This window comes from Salinispira sp., from assembly GCF_059431795.1.
In genome coordinates this window covers 1-17,238 of the sequence record NZ_JBXWXS010000025.1, presented here as the reverse complement: position 1 = coordinate 17,238, position 17,238 = coordinate 1, and the positions used below count along the sequence as shown (strand labels likewise).

The following is a 17,238-nucleotide window of genomic DNA, read 5'->3' as shown; positions in this document are numbered from 1 at the left end:
GATACAACCATGGCATATGTAGAAAAACTGTTTAATTCAAACTTCCTGGAATACGCCAGCTATGTAATCAAAGACCGGGCAATTCCCCATATTGACGACGGGCTAAAGCCGGTTCAGCGGCGGATCCTTCACAGCCTTCTGGAAATCGATGACGGAAAATTTCATAAAGTGGCCAATGTTGTGGGTCATTGTATGAAGTATCACCCCCACGGCGACGCATCCATAGGTTCCGCCCTGGTGGTGCTTGCCAACAAAGAGCTTTTTATCGATACACAGGGGAACTTCGGGAATATTTTCACCGGCGATGACGCATCCGCCGCCCGGTACATCGAGTGCCGGGCCCTTCCCTTTGCGAAGACCATGCTTCACAACCCCGAGCTTACCGAGTATGTACCTTCATATGACGGGCGTAATAACGAGCCGGTTGTCTTTCCTGCGAAAATGCCGGTGGTGCTGGTGCAGGGTGCCGAAGGAATTGCGGTGGGTATGAGCACTAAAATTCTTCCCCACAATCTTCTTGAGGTGATGAAGGCGGTGAAAGCCAGACTCCGGGGAGAGCGTCTTGAGCTGTACCCCGATTTTCCCACCGGCGGACTGATGGATGCATCGGCCTACGATGAGGGACTGGGATCTGTTCTTGTGAGGGCAAAAATCGATACGTCGGATCCCAAGCGTCTGGTAATTAGGGAACTGCCCTTCGGCACCACCACCGAGAGTCTCATCAGTTCCATTGAGAATGCAGCGAAAAAGGGCAAGCTGAAAATCGGCGGCATTAATGACTTTACCACAGATAGTGTTGAGATTGAGATCCAACTCTCCAGGGGTGTGTACACCCAGGATGTGGTGGACGCACTCTTTGCATTCACCGATTGCGAACAGACCATCAATGTGAATCTTCTGGTAATTAAAGACGGTCAGCCCGTTGCCATGAAAGTATCGGAGGTTATTGACCACCATGCCCGGCAGCTGCAGGCCATCCTGAAAAAAGAGCTGGAGCTGGAACTTGGACATCTCAAAGATAAGCTTCATGCCCGAACCCTTGAGCGCATTTTTATCGAGGAGAGGATTTACAAGAGAATTGAAGAGATGGATACCGCAGAAGGGGTTCGCAGCGCCATCCTGGACGGTTTCAAGCCGTTTCTGAAAGAAATTAAGAGGAAAATTACCGCTGAGGATCTTGAGCGTCTTTTGAAAATCCCCATCCGCAGAATCTCTCTGTACGACATAAATAAGGCCCGGAAAGAAATCGAGGAGATCAATGCCCGAATCAAGCAGGTGCAGGCGTACCTGAAAGATATCGTGGGCTACGCAGAGGCCTTTATCGACAGAATCATCCAGGACCGGAAGGACGACTTCCCCAGAAAAACCAAGCTTACCAGCTTCAGTAAGGTGGACGCCAGGGAAGCAGCGGCCAGAAACCTCACCCTCCGCTATGATACGAAAACCGGGTATCTGGGAACCGCCGTCTCCGGGGGGAAGTCTCTGTTCCAGGTCAGCGAATTTGATCGTGTTCTCATAATTAAAAAGGACGGGGATTATTCGGTTCATCCGGTGAATGAAAAATTCTTCGCCGGAAAGGGTCTGTTGAATGTGATTTTGGCAGAAAAAGATGAGATGTCCAAAATTACCCACACAATTATCTATCGCAATGAAGAGACGAAACAGCTCTATATTAAGCGGACGATAATTGAAAAATATATCCTGGAAAAAAACTATTCCATGGTTCCCGAGGGCGGAAAACTGAGCGCGTATTCCACCAGAACCAAAGGAACCATCACCTTGAACTACAAACCGAAACCCAATCTGAGGGTTCTGCAGGAAGATTTCCGCATAGAAGATTTCCTGGTAAAGGGAACCGAGGCCAGAGGGGTGAGACTGAGCACCAAGGAAGTGAAGAAAATCAAAATCAGCGCCAAATGATGAGCTCTATCCGACGCGATAGGGCCGCTGCGCCAGCCCGATCCGACTGGACGTGCCCGGTACCGACGTGTCGGGGCCTATCCGACGCAATAGACCGGCCGAGGCGGCCCATACCATCGGGGGCAGTGGAGGCCGGATTATGGATGAAGGTGCCGAGCGCCTCCCACATCCCCCCCTTCGGTGGACGTTTAGTCCACTGATTCGGCATTCAGAGGGTATTCTCGATCATTCTCCGGGACAGTCTCATTCCGGGGAAGGGGCATTTTAATCACATATTCATAGCCCCTGTGGGTTTCCATGTACACTTCAGCCCTGATCTGTCGTGCCAGGGCGGTAATTATTCGGGAACCCAATCCTGTACGTTTTTTCGAGTCCCGTCCCACTCCGTTATCCGAGATGATGATAATCCGTTCAGCCCCGTTTTCCCTTCCGTACAAATTAATTCTTGGTTTCTCCGTGTCTGAGCTGAAGGCGTGTTTGCAGGAGTTGGTGACGATCTCCAGAATGATCAGACTTAACGGCGTGGCGTTTCCCAGGCTGATACCGCTTTGAAACTGAAGGTCGACATCAAGTTCAAGTGCCGGAATATGATAGCTGCGGATCACCGAATCGACCAGCTTGGGTAGATGACTCTGAAGATTCACAGATGTCCGGGTTTCGTCGGAATACACGTTATCGTGTACCGAGGCGATGGTCCGAACCCTTCCGGCCAGAATATCAAGGTGTTCTTCAGCCGATTCTTCGGGTTTCTGAAGGGCATTGTTTCTCTGCATCTGAATCAGGCTGAGAATGAGTGTGAGATTATTCTTCACCCGGTGATGCAGTTCCTGCACCAGAACTTCCTTGTCCTGAATCTGCCGATTCAGTTGGGTGGAAATCTGTTCAATGCGCTGTATTCTCTCCCGCAGCTCCTGGAAATAGTTTCCCAGAAGTCCCATGCTGCCGCCTACAGTCATCCCGAAAATTTGGGCGATTATCTTACTCTCCGGACTGAATTCAGGGTGGCCTAAAATGGCAAACAGGAGCAGATTGGCCGGCAGACCCAGGCTCCCGGCAATGATTCCCCCGGTGAAACCGAAACCCAGGGCTCCGGAGATTACCGGGAGTGCAACTGCATAATTTGCCGAAACACCCATCCTCCTTCCGAAAATGAGCACAATTCCCCCATACAGACTCAACGAGAACAGCAGGACTATCCAGCGGAAGCGGCGAAAGTAGGTATCATGTATGATAAACAATTTTCCGGCATTGGGTTCACGCAACGTGGAGCTCCTGGAAGACGGGGGTTTACTGCAGTATATCCTCCAATTTCATCCTTTCCAACGCTGAAAACATTGATCTGTGTTTGCCCCCCGGGTATACTTTCAGCATGAATGAGACGGTACTGATTGTAGAGGATGAGGCCTTGGTGGGCCTGTCCATGCAGGATACTCTAATCCGCTACGGATTCAAAATTCCCATGGTTATCGATAATGCCGATGAACTGATTCCGGCGGTCATGGATTATCGCCCTGATCTAATCCTCATGGATATTCGGATCAACAGTTTTGTTGACGGCGTGGATGCCGCAGAGCGCATTCGCCTGGTTTCGGATATTCCGGTGGTCTATGTTACCGCTCATAACGACCACGCCACCCGGGGCCGGGCGGCCAAAACTAATCCTATGGGGTATTTAGTGAAACCTGTGGAGGAACTCACCCTGGTTAATACGGTGAAAAGCGTGCTCTCCTGACCCAGTCCCGTACCGGGGCTTCAATTCGAATGCAGCGTTTTAAAAACGTATGAAAAAACTCAATCTTCTGGTGATGCAGGAGAAAACCCTCCCGGTTTGTCAGGGGGGCGCCGCCGTAGAGTGTATCACCCAGAATCGGATAACCTGCGGCAGCCAGATGGCAGCGGATCTGATGACGCTGCCCCCGGCTGATGCGGATTCTGCAGATACTGCTGCCGTCAGGGGTGGGGCTGCTGGAAATTATCTCGGTTCTGGCCGCTCTGGGGGTGCCGCGAAATTTTGGATTCCGGGTTGAGCGGCGGGGGCCGGTCCTTACAGCCGTCCACTGGCCGTTTTCCGGGTCTTCCTGAGTTAATGCAAGCATTTTGCCGGAAGATCGCTTGCTGCTGTGGGCGATAGGATAGCTGATGCTCAGGGGCAGGGGACCGGAAATTCTGCCCGTAACTGCGGCAACATACTCTTTGTGTACCGGATCACCCCCCCCGGATCCCCGAATCAGATCCCGGAAGATCCGGAAAGCTTCGCGGTTTTTGGCGAACAACAGTACTCCGGACGTCCAGTTATCCAGCCGGTGGAGAAGAAATCCCTCCCGCTCTGCCAGCGGGTCCGGCTCCTCCTGGTCGGCTTTCCCGCTATCCGAATCGTTCGTGGAAGGAAGTATTTCCGGATATTCGACGGCAAGCATTTCTAAAATCGATTCCCCCCGGCCGGAAACTGCGTTTTTTAGGGGATGACATGGCAGCCCTGCCGGCTTATCTACCCCGATGATCCAGTCATCTTCATAAAGTACCTCAAGAAGAGCACCTGAACGGGATTGCTCCGGGAAATGGGACGGCGATTTCAAGGGAGAATGTACTGGAGAATCCGCCGGTGAATCCGCCGGAGAAACTGCAGAAGAATCCGCAGAAGAATCTGCCGGCGAAAGCGCCGAAGAAACCGGGGCGGAAGCCCGTCTATGGCTGCGATCTTTCCTTCCCTGCTCCCCGTAGAAGCTGATTTCTATGTTCATTCCCTGTTTCAGAATGAGTCCCTTGGATGCAGCCTTTCCGTTTACCTTCACTTCATCTGCTTCGATTCTTTGCTGCCAGAATCTTCGGCTCTTTCCCGACAGCTGCGGGGCTTCAGGAAAAACCCGGCGGCTGAGAAAGATATCTAGCCGTGAACCGTCTTCCTGGTCTGAAATGGCTGTGTGAATGGGCTGCGGGGGATCCGGAAATTCCTTGCCGTACTGATTCATGGTTCTTCATGTCCTCATTCCAGAAATCATTCCATCTACCGGAGGCGGAAATCCGGATTGGGAGATCTGGACATACCCGGACAGACTAAACTATAGTTTCCTCCATGAACAGCGGAGAACGCCCCACCTATCATATTTCCAGCATCCGCAATTCCAGAATTAAAGATGATGTGCGGCTCAGGGAACGGCGGCATCGGCGTCTCAGCGGCTTAATGACTGTTGAAGGATTTCCCGAGTTTCGGCTTGCCTGGGAGAGCGGGGCACACATCCAACGTCTGTATATCTGCCCCGATCTGCTGAAAGAAGATGAACGGGATTTCCTTTCCCTGCTTCAAAATAGGGGGGTAAACCCGCTCACTGTCACGCCTCAGGTAATGAGTAAACTTGCATACCGGGAGCACCCTGACGCCTGGCTTGGGGTGCTTGCCTGGGACCGGCCGGATCTTAATGATCCCCGTATGTCCGGGGAGAACTCCAGCGGCTTATACATTATCGCGGAGGATTTGGAAAAGCCCGGCAACCTGGGTGCAATTCTCCGCTCGGCGGATGCTTCGGGTGCCGCGGGGGTAATTGTGAGCCAAGGCAGGACGGACCTGAGTAACCCGAATGTGGTCCGGGCCTCCAAAGGGGTGAATTTCACCATGCCCTGCACCGAAGCGGATAATCAGGAGACCTGGGAATGGCTTTGCTCCCGGGATATTCCGGTGCTCATCGCTGATCCCGGTGCTGTGAGTCTCTGGGAGACATCTCTTCCCGTGCCCGCTGCGGTGGTGCTGGGGGCCGAGAAAGAGGGGGTAAGTCCCTTCTGGCGGGAGCGTGCTTCCCTGAGGGTGGGGATCCCCATGGACGGAAGGGTGAACAGCCTGAACGTTGCCCAGGCGGGTACGCTCATTATGTATGAGTACCTTCGAAGAAAAAATCTGGAAATCCAATAGCTGTGGCGATAAGATAGCATCTATAATCAGCCAACCTGCGAAAACATCCTGGAGGATACATGAAACGATTATTTATTTTCTCTCTTTGTCTGCTTTTTACAGCAGTTCTCACTGCACAAACGGAAATTTTGAATGTAAACGGAAGTCTCGATGCGTCTGAGGCCGGCGATTCAGTGGAGTGGTTTGAACTCAACCTGGATACCGGAGCATTTCTCAGTGCCGAAGCCGTTAGTCTCGATTTTTCCCCGCGGCTTCTCATTGAGGATCCTGACGGGGGAATCAGGGAATTTACCGGACGGGGAAGCAGTGCCCGGGCAACATTTTTTGCCCTTGATGAGGGAAATTATCGTGTGGGAGTTGCTCTCCAGGAAAACCTTTCGGTGGGAACAGGTTCCTTTATTTTGAAAGTGCAGCAGGCCGCCGGGAATACAGCCCTGGAAGCCGGAGCTACTCTCAGGGGCGAACTGGATGGATCCGATTCCTGGGATCCGGTGGATGAGCGGTATGTGGAATGGTATCCGGTGGATCTTCAGCCAGGGGCTCCCCACAGAATTCTGCTGGAGTCCACCGATTTTGATGCATTCATGTACCTCCAGTATCCTGACGGAAGGGTAGAAACCATGGATGACGGCCGGGGCCGGGACAGTGTAATTACCCTGTTTCCTCCGGAAGAGGGTTCGGTGATGGTAGGAGCCAGCTCATACGGTGGAAGCGATACCGGACGGTATTTCCTGTCAATGGAGATACTGGAGGACATTTCGGAGATAGAGAGCAATCGCAGCGTACAGGGACGGCTGGATGCATCGGGTGGAGGCAGCCTGTATATTTTTCAGCCCGATTCAGCAGGAGCCTACCGCATTGTTCTTGAGTCCGACGACTTCGACAGCATCCTCAGGGTGAGGGGAGCCGATGGATTGTACATGGAAAACGACGATATGCCCGGTTCGGGAGGAACAAACTCCGCCCTTTCACTGAGCGCTTCTGCAGGGGAGCGGCTGCTGGTGGAAGCAGCAAGCTGGAGCGGCGGAGGGGGAGAATTCCGCCTGGAGGTGAGTTCAGCCACCAGCATTGAACTTGGTGAAGAAGTGGAGGCTCAGCTGCCCGGTTCTTCCCAATACCAACTCAGTGGAGATGCCGGGGATTTCATTATGGTTGAAGTGCTCAGCGATGATTTCGATACGGTTCTGGAGATGACCGACTCCCGGGGAAATATTATTGAAAATGATGACAGTCCTGCAGATGATTGGTATTACCGGTCCCGGCTCATCTATTTCTTTGAGGAAGCCGGCAGCCTGGCAATACGCGTAAGCTCCTACAGCGGCGGTGAACAGGGCAGGTATATTCTTCGCAGCCAGATGTTGGATATGGATCCCCCGGAAAACTATCCCCGAGGCTATTCCCTGTCTCCCGGCGCGCCTGTGCGGGGGATGATTTCTCCCACTGACGAACGCTTTGATACCGGACCGGGAGACGTGTACGGCATTGAAGCACGGGCGGGCGAACAGATTCGCGTTACCATGGAAAGCGAATATCTGGACAGTTATCTTACCCTGATTGCACCCGACGGAAGTTCATACACAGATGATGATTCCCTGGGAGATTATGACGCGGAGATTGATATTGCCGCTCCCGTAGACGGGTCATACCAGGTCATTGCCAGCGCAGTATATGGGGAGAATACGGGAATTTACGAACTTGAGTACAGCTCATCCGGTCAATTGGATTTTCTTCTGAATGAGTCGGGCTCGATCTCCGACGACGACCAGAGGGATATCCGGGGCGTCAGATTCGACGTATATGACCTTTCGCTTGTCAGCGGCCAGGAAGTGAGTATACGCCTCTCGAGTCAGGATTTTGATACCCGTCTCTATGTAAATGACCCCCAGGGAGAGCCCTATGCCGAGAATGACGACTATGACGGCACCAATTCCCGGCTGGATGTTGTGGCCGAACAGTCGGGTGAATACCGTATTGTGGTTATGTCATTCAGTGAAAATGCCAGGGGTGAATATCAGCTTCAGGTTCTTGAATGAAACAGGGAGACTCATCCAGTCACACACTCTCTCCTCCGGTGGAAATTCTCTATGAAGATAATCATCTGATTATTGTGAACAAGCCATGTTCCATGCTTGTTCAGGGTGATACCACCGGAGATGTTCCCCTTCTGGAGGAATTGAGGGAGTATATCCGCATTCGGGATGCCAAACCCGGAAACGTTTTTCTTGGTTTGGTGCACCGTCTTGACCGGCCAACCAGTGGAGCAGTGGTGTTTGCAAAAACATCCAAGGCTCTCACCCGGATGAACCGTCTCTTTCAAGGCAAGGAAGTAAAAAAAATGTACTGGGCCTTGGTGGATGCCCTTCCTCCGGACACCCGGGGTGAGCTTCGCCACTATCTCCGTCGGGATTCGGGTAAGAATAAAAGTTTCGCCGGTACTTCCCCGGGCAATGGGAAGAAGGAAGCTGTTCTGAGATACCGCCTGCTACACAGCCTCCAGCGATATCATCTCCTTGAGGTGGAGCTTCTCACCGGCAGACATCATCAGATCCGGGCTCAGCTTGCACAGATCGCTGTTCACATTCGGGGAGATCTGAAATATGGTGCAGCCAGGAGTAATCCCGATGGAGGTATCAGTCTTCATGCCCGGAGCATCTCGTTTGAACATCCGGTGAAGCATGTCCCTCTGGATATAGATGCGGATCCGCGAACTGTTCAGGGAGATGATCTGTGGAAAAAATTTCCCATATACGATAGCATGTAATACATCAGGAGGATTCATGCCCAAAGTGTTGATTGTGGATGATCTTGAGTCCAACAGGTATGTGTTGAAGACCCTGCTTAAACTCTTCGGCCCCAAAGCAGCTGTGGATGTGCTGGAGGCCTCCAGCGGAGTTGCTTCAGTGGAAATTATTAGAAATGAAAAACCCGATTTAATCCTTATGGATGTTAAAATGGAGCGGGAAGATTCGGGAATAGAAGTGGTAAAGGTGATTCGAACCATACCCGAGTTCCGGGATACACCGATCTGGGCGGTTACCGCTCAGGCAATGGACGCACATGATGGTATGGAATCAGATAAAGAGCGCAGCCTGCGTGCGGGGTTTACCGAACACATTACCAAACCCATCAATCAGGCACAGATGCTTCAGAAAATTGCCGATACACTGGGTCTTCACATCCCCGAACGGATCAGGCAGCGAATGGGAATATAATTCAGGCTACAGGAAACGCTATGAGCAAGGTTGACAAATTTTATGCCGAGGAAGCTGACTTCCTACTCCGGGAAAACATGAACAGGCTCAAGGGACTCATAGACCTGTTATGCCTTGGAGCCATGGACGATATGAATGAGGAGGAAAAGGAAGAGTTCCTTCAAAAAATACAAAGCAATATGAACAGTTTTTTTGATACTTTGGAGGACAGTATTCTGAAGCGGAAAAAGTAGGTATCAGTTTTATGAAGCAGCACATGTTTATGAAGCAGCACATGTTCCGTTCCTTTTTCGGCGCCCTTCGGGCTCCAGGAACATACGGTATTCTTCTCCTGTTATGGGCAATTCTCATGCTTTCCGTATCCTGTCAACGAAGTTTCACCCCCCACCTTGATATTATCTCCGTGCATTCCCTGAAGGGCCAGATATTTTCAGATGTCCGGGAGACCGGTGACGGGGAGGTGAGACACAGGGGTTTCAGCCTTCTCTCGGGAGGACTTAATCAGTTCCGGAGCAGGACTCCATTCCCCCACCTTTTTATCGCAGACAACAACAGTATTCACGGCAGCCCCGAAGCCTACTTTTCACGGGGATTACATATAATTGAACTGCTGAATTATGCGGAATGCGATGCTCTCATTGTGGATACCCGTGAGCTGTACTTCGGCCTGCCCCGTCTCAAGGAATTGGCACATGAGGCTGATTTTCCACTGGTGAGTGCGAATATCCGTCTGCGATACAGCGATCAATCCCCTGATTTTATTCAACCGTATTATTATCATCCCCAATACAATATTCTGGTCATCGGGCTTTCAAGTCCCAACCTGATGGAGCGCAGCTTGCCGGCACATAACCAGACGATTAAGCTTATCCCCTCCCGGATTGCCGTGGAACAGGCTATCAGGCAATTTCAGGAAGAGACCGGCAGGAACTGGACGGCGTCTCAGGCTCCTTTTGTAGAGAGACCATTTGTGATGGTGAATGCCGTCAGTCATAAACTTAATGCAGGAGAAGTGTCGGCGTTTCCGGGAAGTATGGACCCTGAGCCGATCGATCTGCTGGTATTAGGTGAACGGGATCTGCCCATTGACGGACTGGTGGAATCCGATGTGAATCTAGCTGCTATGGATCCCCGGTGGACCGGCAAAATGGTTCTTGTTGATGACAACCGAAGCGACCGGGGGGGCTTTCTGGATCGTATTCGCATCATTAATGGCAGTGTTCAAAAATATACCGAGCTGCCCCTGTATTCCGGCCAATTGGAGCCTGACAGGGAGATCAGTGAGCCCCTTTTTACCATTCGGGAGGAAACGGGAAGCATTCTGGGTCAGAGGATCGCCGACAGTGTTGAGGAGATTACCCATACCTTTTCTGGAGATTCGGAACTGGCACATATTGTTTCCAATGCCATGCTGGATTACAGTTCTGCGGATGTGGCCCTCATCAACAGCGGCTCCATGCGGGGAGGCGTTGATCAGGGACCGGTTACAGTACACGAAGCCTATGCTCTCCTCCCCTTTGAATCGGGCCTGTACACCCTTGAGGTCAGGGGTGAACAGCTATTACGGATCCTGAATCAGTCGGCGTCCCGTTATGCCGATCCGGAAGAGGAAAAAGGTTTTCTCCAGGGGGCGGGCCTGGAATATGCCGTATCCCTGGATGATGAAACATACGTGGTGAAGCCCTGGGATGTACGTATCGGGGGCGAAGCTCTGGATGAAGGGGGAAATTACACCCTTGTTACCACCACCTTTCTCCACGCCGGTGGTGACGGATATGACGAATTTCGTGAACTGCCCATACTCAGGGAACATAACGAGACGTTGTTGGCTGTTTTTCTCAGATACCTTAACTCCACGGAAGAGATCCGGCCCTCCCCGGAGCCCAGGATCCGACTGAAACTGAATTAGCGAGGCCCGAATATATGCAGAATATCCGTCTGCCCCTGCTGTTGAAGCTGGCGATAATATTTCTCGCGGTAATGGTTGTTCCAGCGGCCATAGTTGCGGTGTATGTGAAACAGCAGTTCGATGAGATTAATTATATTAACCGTCTTGAAACACTGGAGTACGGCCGGACCAGCCTTTCTGCCCTCCTTGAAGAAGAATGGAGGAACTTGTTCTCCGTTGCGAGAAGTCTTGAGGACAGCGTAACCATATTCCTGAACGAAGAGACGCCCCTCTCCCGCCAAATTATCAGTAAAGGAAGAGGGCTTAGTGTCTTCAATTCCCAGGGGGATCTGCTCTTCGATGCTTCCCTGGACTGCTGCAGCGCTGAAGAGGCATTTAGAACCATATTTCAGGATCCCGGCAATTATTCGGGATATCTGGCCCAGGAAGAGCGGGGCGATGGAGCCATTCGCTTTATGCAGAATGAAATTGTACTGAATTATGCGGTAAAACTTGAGCAAAACAATCAGCAGGCCGTTGCACTGATCCAATCCAGCATAGGATCCCATGTTTTTGACATGCTACGCCAGGTTTCGGATCTGCGGACAAGTATATTCTTCCTCCCGCGGGAGTCGTCTGCCCAAGGGGAACAGGCTGAGAACCGGAGGTTTTCCGGCAACCGGGAGCAGTATTCCATACCTCTCATGTTCTCCACCGGCATCAACGAGTACGGTGAACGCCTCTCCCGACTCATTGTAAGCGGGCGGGAGTATGAGATACTCATTCGGGGAACGCAGCGCTTCAATAGTGAGGAAGGAACGCGAATCTATTTGAATTCCCCCTTCAGTGAAATTATTACCGACGATGAGCGAAACGAGATGGTGGGGATCCTGCCCCTCCTGGTGTCCCGGGAGGGCTTGTACGCCGCCGAATTGGCCATCCCCCGGGAAATTCAGGAATCTCCTCAGGAAATTGAGTATCTCTGGGTGATAATATCCGCATTGTTTATCCTGGTGCTCCTCATGAGCCTGTTGATCACCATGTATGTGGTTGCGCCTATAATGAGTTTGAACCAGGGTGTGGATAATCTCCGGAAAAGTATCGGGTCGGAACGGGGATTTGAAGAGCTCAAAGTTGAAAGCAATGATGAAATCGGGGATCTGGCCGGCTCATTTAATCTCCTGGCGGGGGAGCTCACCATGAGCCTGGATAAAATCCGCCAGCAGCGCCGGGAAATCCTGGAGTACGCCCAGAATTTGGAAGATAAGGTGAAGGAACGCACCCGTGAAGCAGAGGCCGCACGGGTGAGGGCGGAAATGGCCAACGTTCATAAGTCGAAATTCCTGGTAAACATGAACCATGAATTCCGAACCCCTTTGAACAGCATCAGCGGAATCACCGATCTCCTGCGCTACGGGGCGTATGAAAAAAACGATGAAATTGCCCTGGTTTTGGAAGAGCTTCTGCAACAGGTGCCGGAAGGAACATATCCCTTAACACGGGAGTTCATGGAATTTCTCTTTGAAGAAAGCAATCCGTATTATTTCATGCTGGAGAAAATCAGGGAAGAATTTGAGTACAGCGCCGGTGCCACAGGTATCCGGGACGGGGAAGACTCGGGCGGCGGCGGAAAGCCGCTGGACGATCAGGATGAGTCTGAAATTCTCTGGCAGGAATCCCTGGAACAGATCCGCAAACTCATACAGGAAGAGGATCGGGGGAAAATGAAAGCCTACGCCAATATCAGCGAAGGGGGGAAAACCCTGATCCATATTGTGGATGATGTAATCAACCTTTCCCGGATCGAATCCGGAGCCATCGACATTCATCCGGAAGTCTCCAGTCTTAGCGAGATTGTGAACTATGTAATGGTTCACAGCGAAAGCTATTGCCGTGCAAAGAACAAAACTGCTCTTATCTCCCTGGAACGGATCAATGATCCCCAGCTTCCCGAGCATATTTACATTGATCATTATCGGGTAAAGCAGATCCTCATGAATCTCATGAGCAATGCGGTAAAATACACGGAGCGGGGTAAAGTGGTTCTGAAAACCCGGAAAATTCGAAGGGAGGGCCGGGATTTCATCCAGTTTATTGTCAGTGATGAAGGCATCGGCATAGATCCGAAGGATCATCATCTCCTGTTCAGGGAGTTTGGACGAACCTTCAATGTACGGGATATAGAAGGTACGGGACTGGGGCTGGCAATCAGCAGAAAGCTGGTGGAAGCCCATGGCGGTGAGGTGGGCTTCGATTCCACTGCGGGGAAAGGAAGCGATTTCTGGTTTATTCTTCCCCTTGAACTGCCTCCCAGAAACGGCTCATCCAAGGGGGACTGAGCACCACCCCCTGGATTGTCCGCCTCCCGGATTTGCAGCCTATGGAAATAAGCCGGCTTACCCGCCCCAAACCGGCACGGCAGCAGCTCGGCAGCCGTTTCCACACTCTTTGGGGCATTATCTATTCGCCCTGGGCCATGCTGTAGCCTGCTTCTCCGTCAAAATAGTACAAATTCTCAGTTTTAATGATCTCCAGGCCTGATCCCATGATCAGTTGTTGAATCTCAATAACCGATTCGGGCTCAAGACCTTCCGCCTTTGCCGAGACAGGCGGCTCTTCCATGAGAAAGCGGCAGCGCCAGTGATCTGTGGTGAATGTCTCAGGAAAGCCCTGGGGATACACCTTTACTCCCCGGTTGGTTATCACTTTCAGGCGTAAACTGCTTCGTGACGCCCCTGCGATGTCGTTCAATGTGTTCCCCAGTTCATCGGGGCTGATGCTTCCATGGTCGATAAAAACGTCCACCCCGGCCAGAACCTTTCGTACATCCGGGCGCTGGTAATCGGGAATAGTTATTTCGGGCATATCCGGACTGAATCGGGCACCGTGGAAAAAACCCGGTGTAGCACCCAGGCGCTCAATCACCGCATCGGCGAACTCATCGGTGTTCGCAAGGTGGGTGCTGTGACCGTCGGAGTATATTTCCGCCGTATGAATACCGTCCTCAATGGTTTTCAGCCAGGCATTTTCTATTCTCTGGGCGGTTTCGGGCATACCGATGTGCACCAGCATCATCACCGAGGCATTGATCAGCCCTGAAGGATTTGCCAGCTTTCTTCCGGCGATATCCGGAGCGGATCCATGTATGGCCTCGAACATGGCGGCGTTTTTCCCGATATTCGCCGAACCGGCCATACCCACAGATCCGGAGATTTCCGCAACCACGTCGGAGATAATATCACCGTAGAGATTGGGGGTAACCACTACATCATAGCGTTCAGGGGCGGAAGCCAGCCGTGCCGTTCCGATATCGATGATTTGCTGTTCGCTTTCAATTTCCGGGTACTCTTCCTTAATCTCATTGAAAATCCGGTGAAACATGCCGTCACTGATTTTCATGATATTGTCTTTAATCATCACCGTTACTTTCTTTCGTCCGTATGCCCGGGCATATTCGAAGGCATATCGGATCACCCGTTCGCTGCCGGGTCTGGAAATCAACTTCAGTGCTTGAGCCACATCCACCGTCTGGCGGTGTTCAATTCCCGCATACAGATCCTCTTCGTTTTCCCGAACGATTACCACATCAAGGTGAGGATGATAGGTTTCCACATAAGGGGTGAATGAACGGCAGGGACGCACATTTGCAAACAGCCCCAGGGTTTTGCGAATGGTAACATTCAGACTTTTATAGCCTCCGCCCTGGGGGGTGGTAACCGGTGCTTTCAGAATAATCCGGTTGCTGCGAATACTGTCCCAGGCATCTTGATTCATGCCTGTACTGTTTCCCGCAAGATACTGGCTCTTGCCGATTTCAATAAACTCCGGTTCAATTTCCGCCTTTGCCGCGGAGAGAATTTTCAGGGTGGCATCCATGATTTCCGGTCCGATACCGTCACCCCGTGCCACGGTGATCTTTTTCATTCATTCCTCTCTTTACTCAGAGGCTTTCCCCGAAAGCACATTCTGAAGAAGCCTCAAAATTAGGTCGAAATACGCAAATAATTTTGTACATATATACCTGACTTAAAAAACCGGGTATTTACCATTCCACTATAGGGGCAGATACCCGGGGTGGCAAGGACAGATTGACTTTTCCTGCCCCTTTGCCTACATTATGGCCATGTTAGATTTGGTAATACTTCCGGATGAGCGTCTACACAGGATATCTTCCCCTGTGGCAAGCATTAATGGTGAACTTGCATCCTATTGCGATGAAATGATTGAAACTATGCATGAAGGCAGCGGCATAGGTCTGGCGGGAGTACAGGTGGGACGAATGGAAAACCTTTTTGTGGTTCATGTTCCCGATGATCATCCGAGAGTTTTTATTAATCCTGAAATTCACGGCTTCTCTGAAACGCTGGCGCCTTACGAAGAAGGGTGTTTAAGTATTCCCGGCGTGTACGCCGAAGTGCATCGGCCCGAAGCGGTGCAGGTCAGAGCATGGGATCAGAACGGAAGAGAGTTCGATTTGGAAGCTGACGGAATTCTTGCCCGGGTTATTCAACACGAATACGATCATCTCCAGGGCAAGTTGTTTTATGAATATCTGAAACCGGGACAGCGCAAGCGTCTGCTGGCCGCCTATGAGAAGAACCGGAAGAAATGAGAATACTCTTTGCAGGTACGCCTGCTTTTGCACTCCCATCGCTGAAACAGCTCCATGAATCCTCCTCCCACCAAGTGCTAGCCGTACTCACCAATCCTGATGCTCCGGGCGGAAGGGGACGGAAACTGAAGCAAAGTCCGGTAAAACAGTATGCCCTCGAGCAGGACATTCCGGTCCTCCAGCCTGCCCGGCTGGGAAAAGAGGCCAGGGAACGTGTAAAGGAACTTGACCCCCAGGGAATGGCCGTGGTCGCCTACGGAAAAATTTTCGGCCCCAAATTTTTATCCGTATTTAACGGCAATGCCGTCAATCTTCATCCCAGCCTTCTTCCCCGGTATCGGGGGCCCGCACCTCTTCCGGCGGCAATACTCGCCGGCGATTCTGTGACAGGAATCAGCATTCAGAAACTGGCTCTGGAAATGGACGCTGGAGATATTCTCATTCAGGAACAATTGCCCATACATATTAATGATAGTGCTGCCACCCTGGGTGAAAAGGCTTCCGTCCGGGGTGCCCAATTGCTGCAGGATGCTCTGGACGGCCTTGAAAGGGGGACGCTTACCCCCAGCGTCCAGGAAGAATCTTGTGCGAGCTATTGCAGTCTCCTCCATAAAGATGATGGAATTGTGGATTGGAGCCGTCCCGCCGAAGAAATTCACCGGCTTGTACGGGCGTATACCCCCTGGCCCCTTGCTCATACCCGATGGGAGGGCAGGGGAGTGAATATTCTGGAAACCCGTTTACTCGCTCACGAACTGGAGGAAACAAACGATCCGGATCTGAATCGGAGAATATCAGAGCTTGTGGAATCCGCCGGTCCGGTACCGGGAACGGTAATCGCTATGGACAAGACTCTGGGAATTCTGGTACAAACTGGAGACGGCATCCTGGTGCTTACCCGGCTTCAGCTGCATACCAAGAAGGCGCTTGATTTCATCAGTTTTATTAATGGAAACTCCGGGTTTATATCATCGGTCCTTGGGGGATAAAGCATTCCTATGAAACAGATCTTCGGAAATATACAACGCAAAATGAAAACACTTCTCCCCGATCCCCAGGAGCATCCTGAGAATCGGTACTTTAAAATTCTGCTGTGGGGGTTTCTGGGCATTTTTGCCCTCGGCATACTGGCCGGAACCGTCTCCCTGTTTATCACCCTGCAGGGAGCGGAAGATACCCTGATACCCAATCTCAAGGAGATGGAACTTGTTTCCGCCCTGGAAGAACTTCAGAGCAGGGGACTCAACGTCAGAGTTCAGCAGCGTTTTGACAGTAACCCGGAACTCAGGGGGGCGGTAATAGATCAGCGCCCCGATGCCGGAAGTCAAGTACGGGTAGGCAGAACGGTCCAGCTCATTGTAAGCAAAGGACCGGTTGTTGATCAGGTGGGAGATTACCGGGGGCTTACCCTGGATGATCTGCGCAGGCAGTTGGCAGCCCAGTTCGCCACCCACGACTCCCTCCTGGAAGTTCGGAGCGAAAATATCAGCTACATCTTCTCCGAAGAACCTGAGGGAACCATCATTTCCCAGGAACCCCAGGCGGGAGCAAATTTGAGCGGATATACAGATCTCAATCTGCTGGTAAGCCGGGGACCGGAGGTGCTGGGTGTGGAAGCACCGGAAACTCTGGGTCTGGATTACCGTCAGGCTCTGGGGCTTCTTGCGGGACGGAGCATCCCGTTTGTGTTCCGCTACAGTTC

The 17,238-nt window shown here is 51.8% G+C and carries 15 protein-coding genes; 12 read left to right on the top strand and 3 right to left on the bottom strand.

Annotated elements, in window-relative coordinates; all coding sequences use genetic code 11:
* Positions 1 to 9: 9 nt before the first annotated feature.
* A complete protein-coding gene (locus AC52PS_RS08560) occupies positions 10 to 1,920 on the top strand; it encodes a DNA topoisomerase IV subunit A (RefSeq protein ID WP_495562640.1) in 1,911 nt (636 codons plus the stop codon).
* Positions 1,921 to 2,108: 188 nt separating this feature from the next.
* Here the strand turns inward: AC52PS_RS08560 and AC52PS_RS08555 are convergent, their stop codons facing one another.
* Positions 2,109 to 3,182: a histidine kinase dimerization/phosphoacceptor domain -containing protein gene (locus AC52PS_RS08555; protein WP_495562639.1), complete on the bottom strand. Its 1,074-nt coding sequence runs from the start codon at positions 3,180 to 3,182 to the stop codon at positions 2,109 to 2,111.
* 107 nt (positions 3,183 to 3,289) lie between these two features.
* Between AC52PS_RS08555 and AC52PS_RS08550 the strand changes: the two genes are divergently transcribed.
* On the top strand, positions 3,290 to 3,652 hold the full coding sequence (locus tag AC52PS_RS08550) for a response regulator (protein WP_495562638.1): 363 nt from the start codon (positions 3,290 to 3,292) through the stop codon (positions 3,650 to 3,652).
* Here the strand turns inward: AC52PS_RS08550 and AC52PS_RS08545 are convergent.
* The gene (locus tag AC52PS_RS08545) at positions 3,624 to 4,889 is read right to left on the bottom strand and encodes an RluA family pseudouridine synthase (protein ID WP_495562637.1); all 1,266 of its coding nucleotides are present in this window, start codon (positions 4,887 to 4,889) and stop codon (positions 3,624 to 3,626) included. The genes AC52PS_RS08550 and AC52PS_RS08545 overlap by 29 nt on opposite strands.
* 104 nt (positions 4,890 to 4,993) lie before the next feature.
* Here AC52PS_RS08545 and AC52PS_RS08540 point away from each other — a divergent pair, with 104 nt between their 5' ends.
* Genes AC52PS_RS08540 through AC52PS_RS08510 form a run of 7 tightly spaced genes read left to right on the top strand, consistent with a single transcriptional unit; the run spans position 4,994 to position 13,263 of the window.
* The gene (locus AC52PS_RS08540; RefSeq protein WP_495562636.1) at positions 4,994 to 5,824 is read left to right on the top strand and encodes a TrmH family RNA methyltransferase; all 831 of its coding nucleotides are present in this window, start codon (positions 4,994 to 4,996) and stop codon (positions 5,822 to 5,824) included.
* Positions 5,825 to 5,883: 59 nt separating this feature from the next.
* On the top strand, positions 5,884 to 7,857 hold the full coding sequence (locus AC52PS_RS08535; protein ID WP_495562635.1) for a PPC domain-containing protein: 1,974 nt from the start codon (positions 5,884 to 5,886) through the stop codon (positions 7,855 to 7,857).
* Positions 7,854 to 8,585 (top strand): RluA family pseudouridine synthase, encoded by a 732-nt coding sequence (locus AC52PS_RS08530; protein ID WP_495562634.1) that lies wholly within the window; start codon positions 7,854 to 7,856, stop codon positions 8,583 to 8,585. Before AC52PS_RS08535 ends, AC52PS_RS08530 begins: the two co-directional genes overlap by 4 nt.
* Positions 8,586 to 8,601: 16 nt before the next feature.
* Positions 8,602 to 9,036 (top strand): response regulator, encoded by a 435-nt coding sequence (locus AC52PS_RS08525; protein ID WP_495562633.1) that lies wholly within the window; start codon positions 8,602 to 8,604, stop codon positions 9,034 to 9,036.
* 20 nt (positions 9,037 to 9,056) lie between these two features.
* Positions 9,057 to 9,269 carry a hypothetical protein gene (locus AC52PS_RS08520; protein ID WP_495562632.1) on the top strand — a complete coding sequence of 71 codons (213 nt, stop codon included), beginning with the start codon at positions 9,057 to 9,059 and terminating at the stop codon, positions 9,267 to 9,269.
* A 23-nt stretch (positions 9,270 to 9,292) separates the two neighbouring features.
* Positions 9,293 to 10,945 carry a bifunctional metallophosphatase/5'-nucleotidase gene (locus AC52PS_RS08515; protein ID WP_495562631.1) on the top strand — a complete coding sequence of 551 codons (1,653 nt, stop codon included), beginning with the start codon at positions 9,293 to 9,295 and terminating at the stop codon, positions 10,943 to 10,945.
* 14 nt (positions 10,946 to 10,959) lie between these two features.
* Entirely contained in the window at positions 10,960 to 13,263 is a 2,304-nt protein-coding gene (locus AC52PS_RS08510) for a sensor histidine kinase (protein ID WP_495562630.1), read from the top strand.
* A 121-nt stretch (positions 13,264 to 13,384) separates the two neighbouring features.
* On the opposite strand, the gene AC52PS_RS08505 is transcribed toward AC52PS_RS08510, so the two are convergent.
* A complete protein-coding gene (locus AC52PS_RS08505; RefSeq protein ID WP_495562629.1) occupies positions 13,385 to 14,848 on the bottom strand; it encodes an NADP-dependent isocitrate dehydrogenase in 1,464 nt (487 codons plus the stop codon).
* Between the two features lie 199 nt (positions 14,849 to 15,047).
* On the opposite strand from AC52PS_RS08505, the gene def reads away from it, so the two are divergent.
* The 3 genes from def to AC52PS_RS08490 form a co-directional block, all read left to right on the top strand.
* On the top strand, positions 15,048 to 15,536 hold the full coding sequence (gene def / locus AC52PS_RS08500) for a peptide deformylase (protein WP_495562628.1): 489 nt from the start codon (positions 15,048 to 15,050) through the stop codon (positions 15,534 to 15,536).
* Positions 15,533 to 16,525, top strand: a complete 993-nt coding sequence (gene fmt / locus AC52PS_RS08495; protein ID WP_495562627.1) for a methionyl-tRNA formyltransferase — start codon at positions 15,533 to 15,535, stop codon at positions 16,523 to 16,525. The genes def and fmt overlap by 4 nt, the downstream gene beginning before the upstream one ends.
* 42 nt (positions 16,526 to 16,567) lie before the next feature.
* A partial coding sequence (locus AC52PS_RS08490; protein WP_495562626.1) for a PASTA domain-containing protein occupies positions 16,568 to 17,238 on the top strand: 671 nt, incomplete at its 3' end.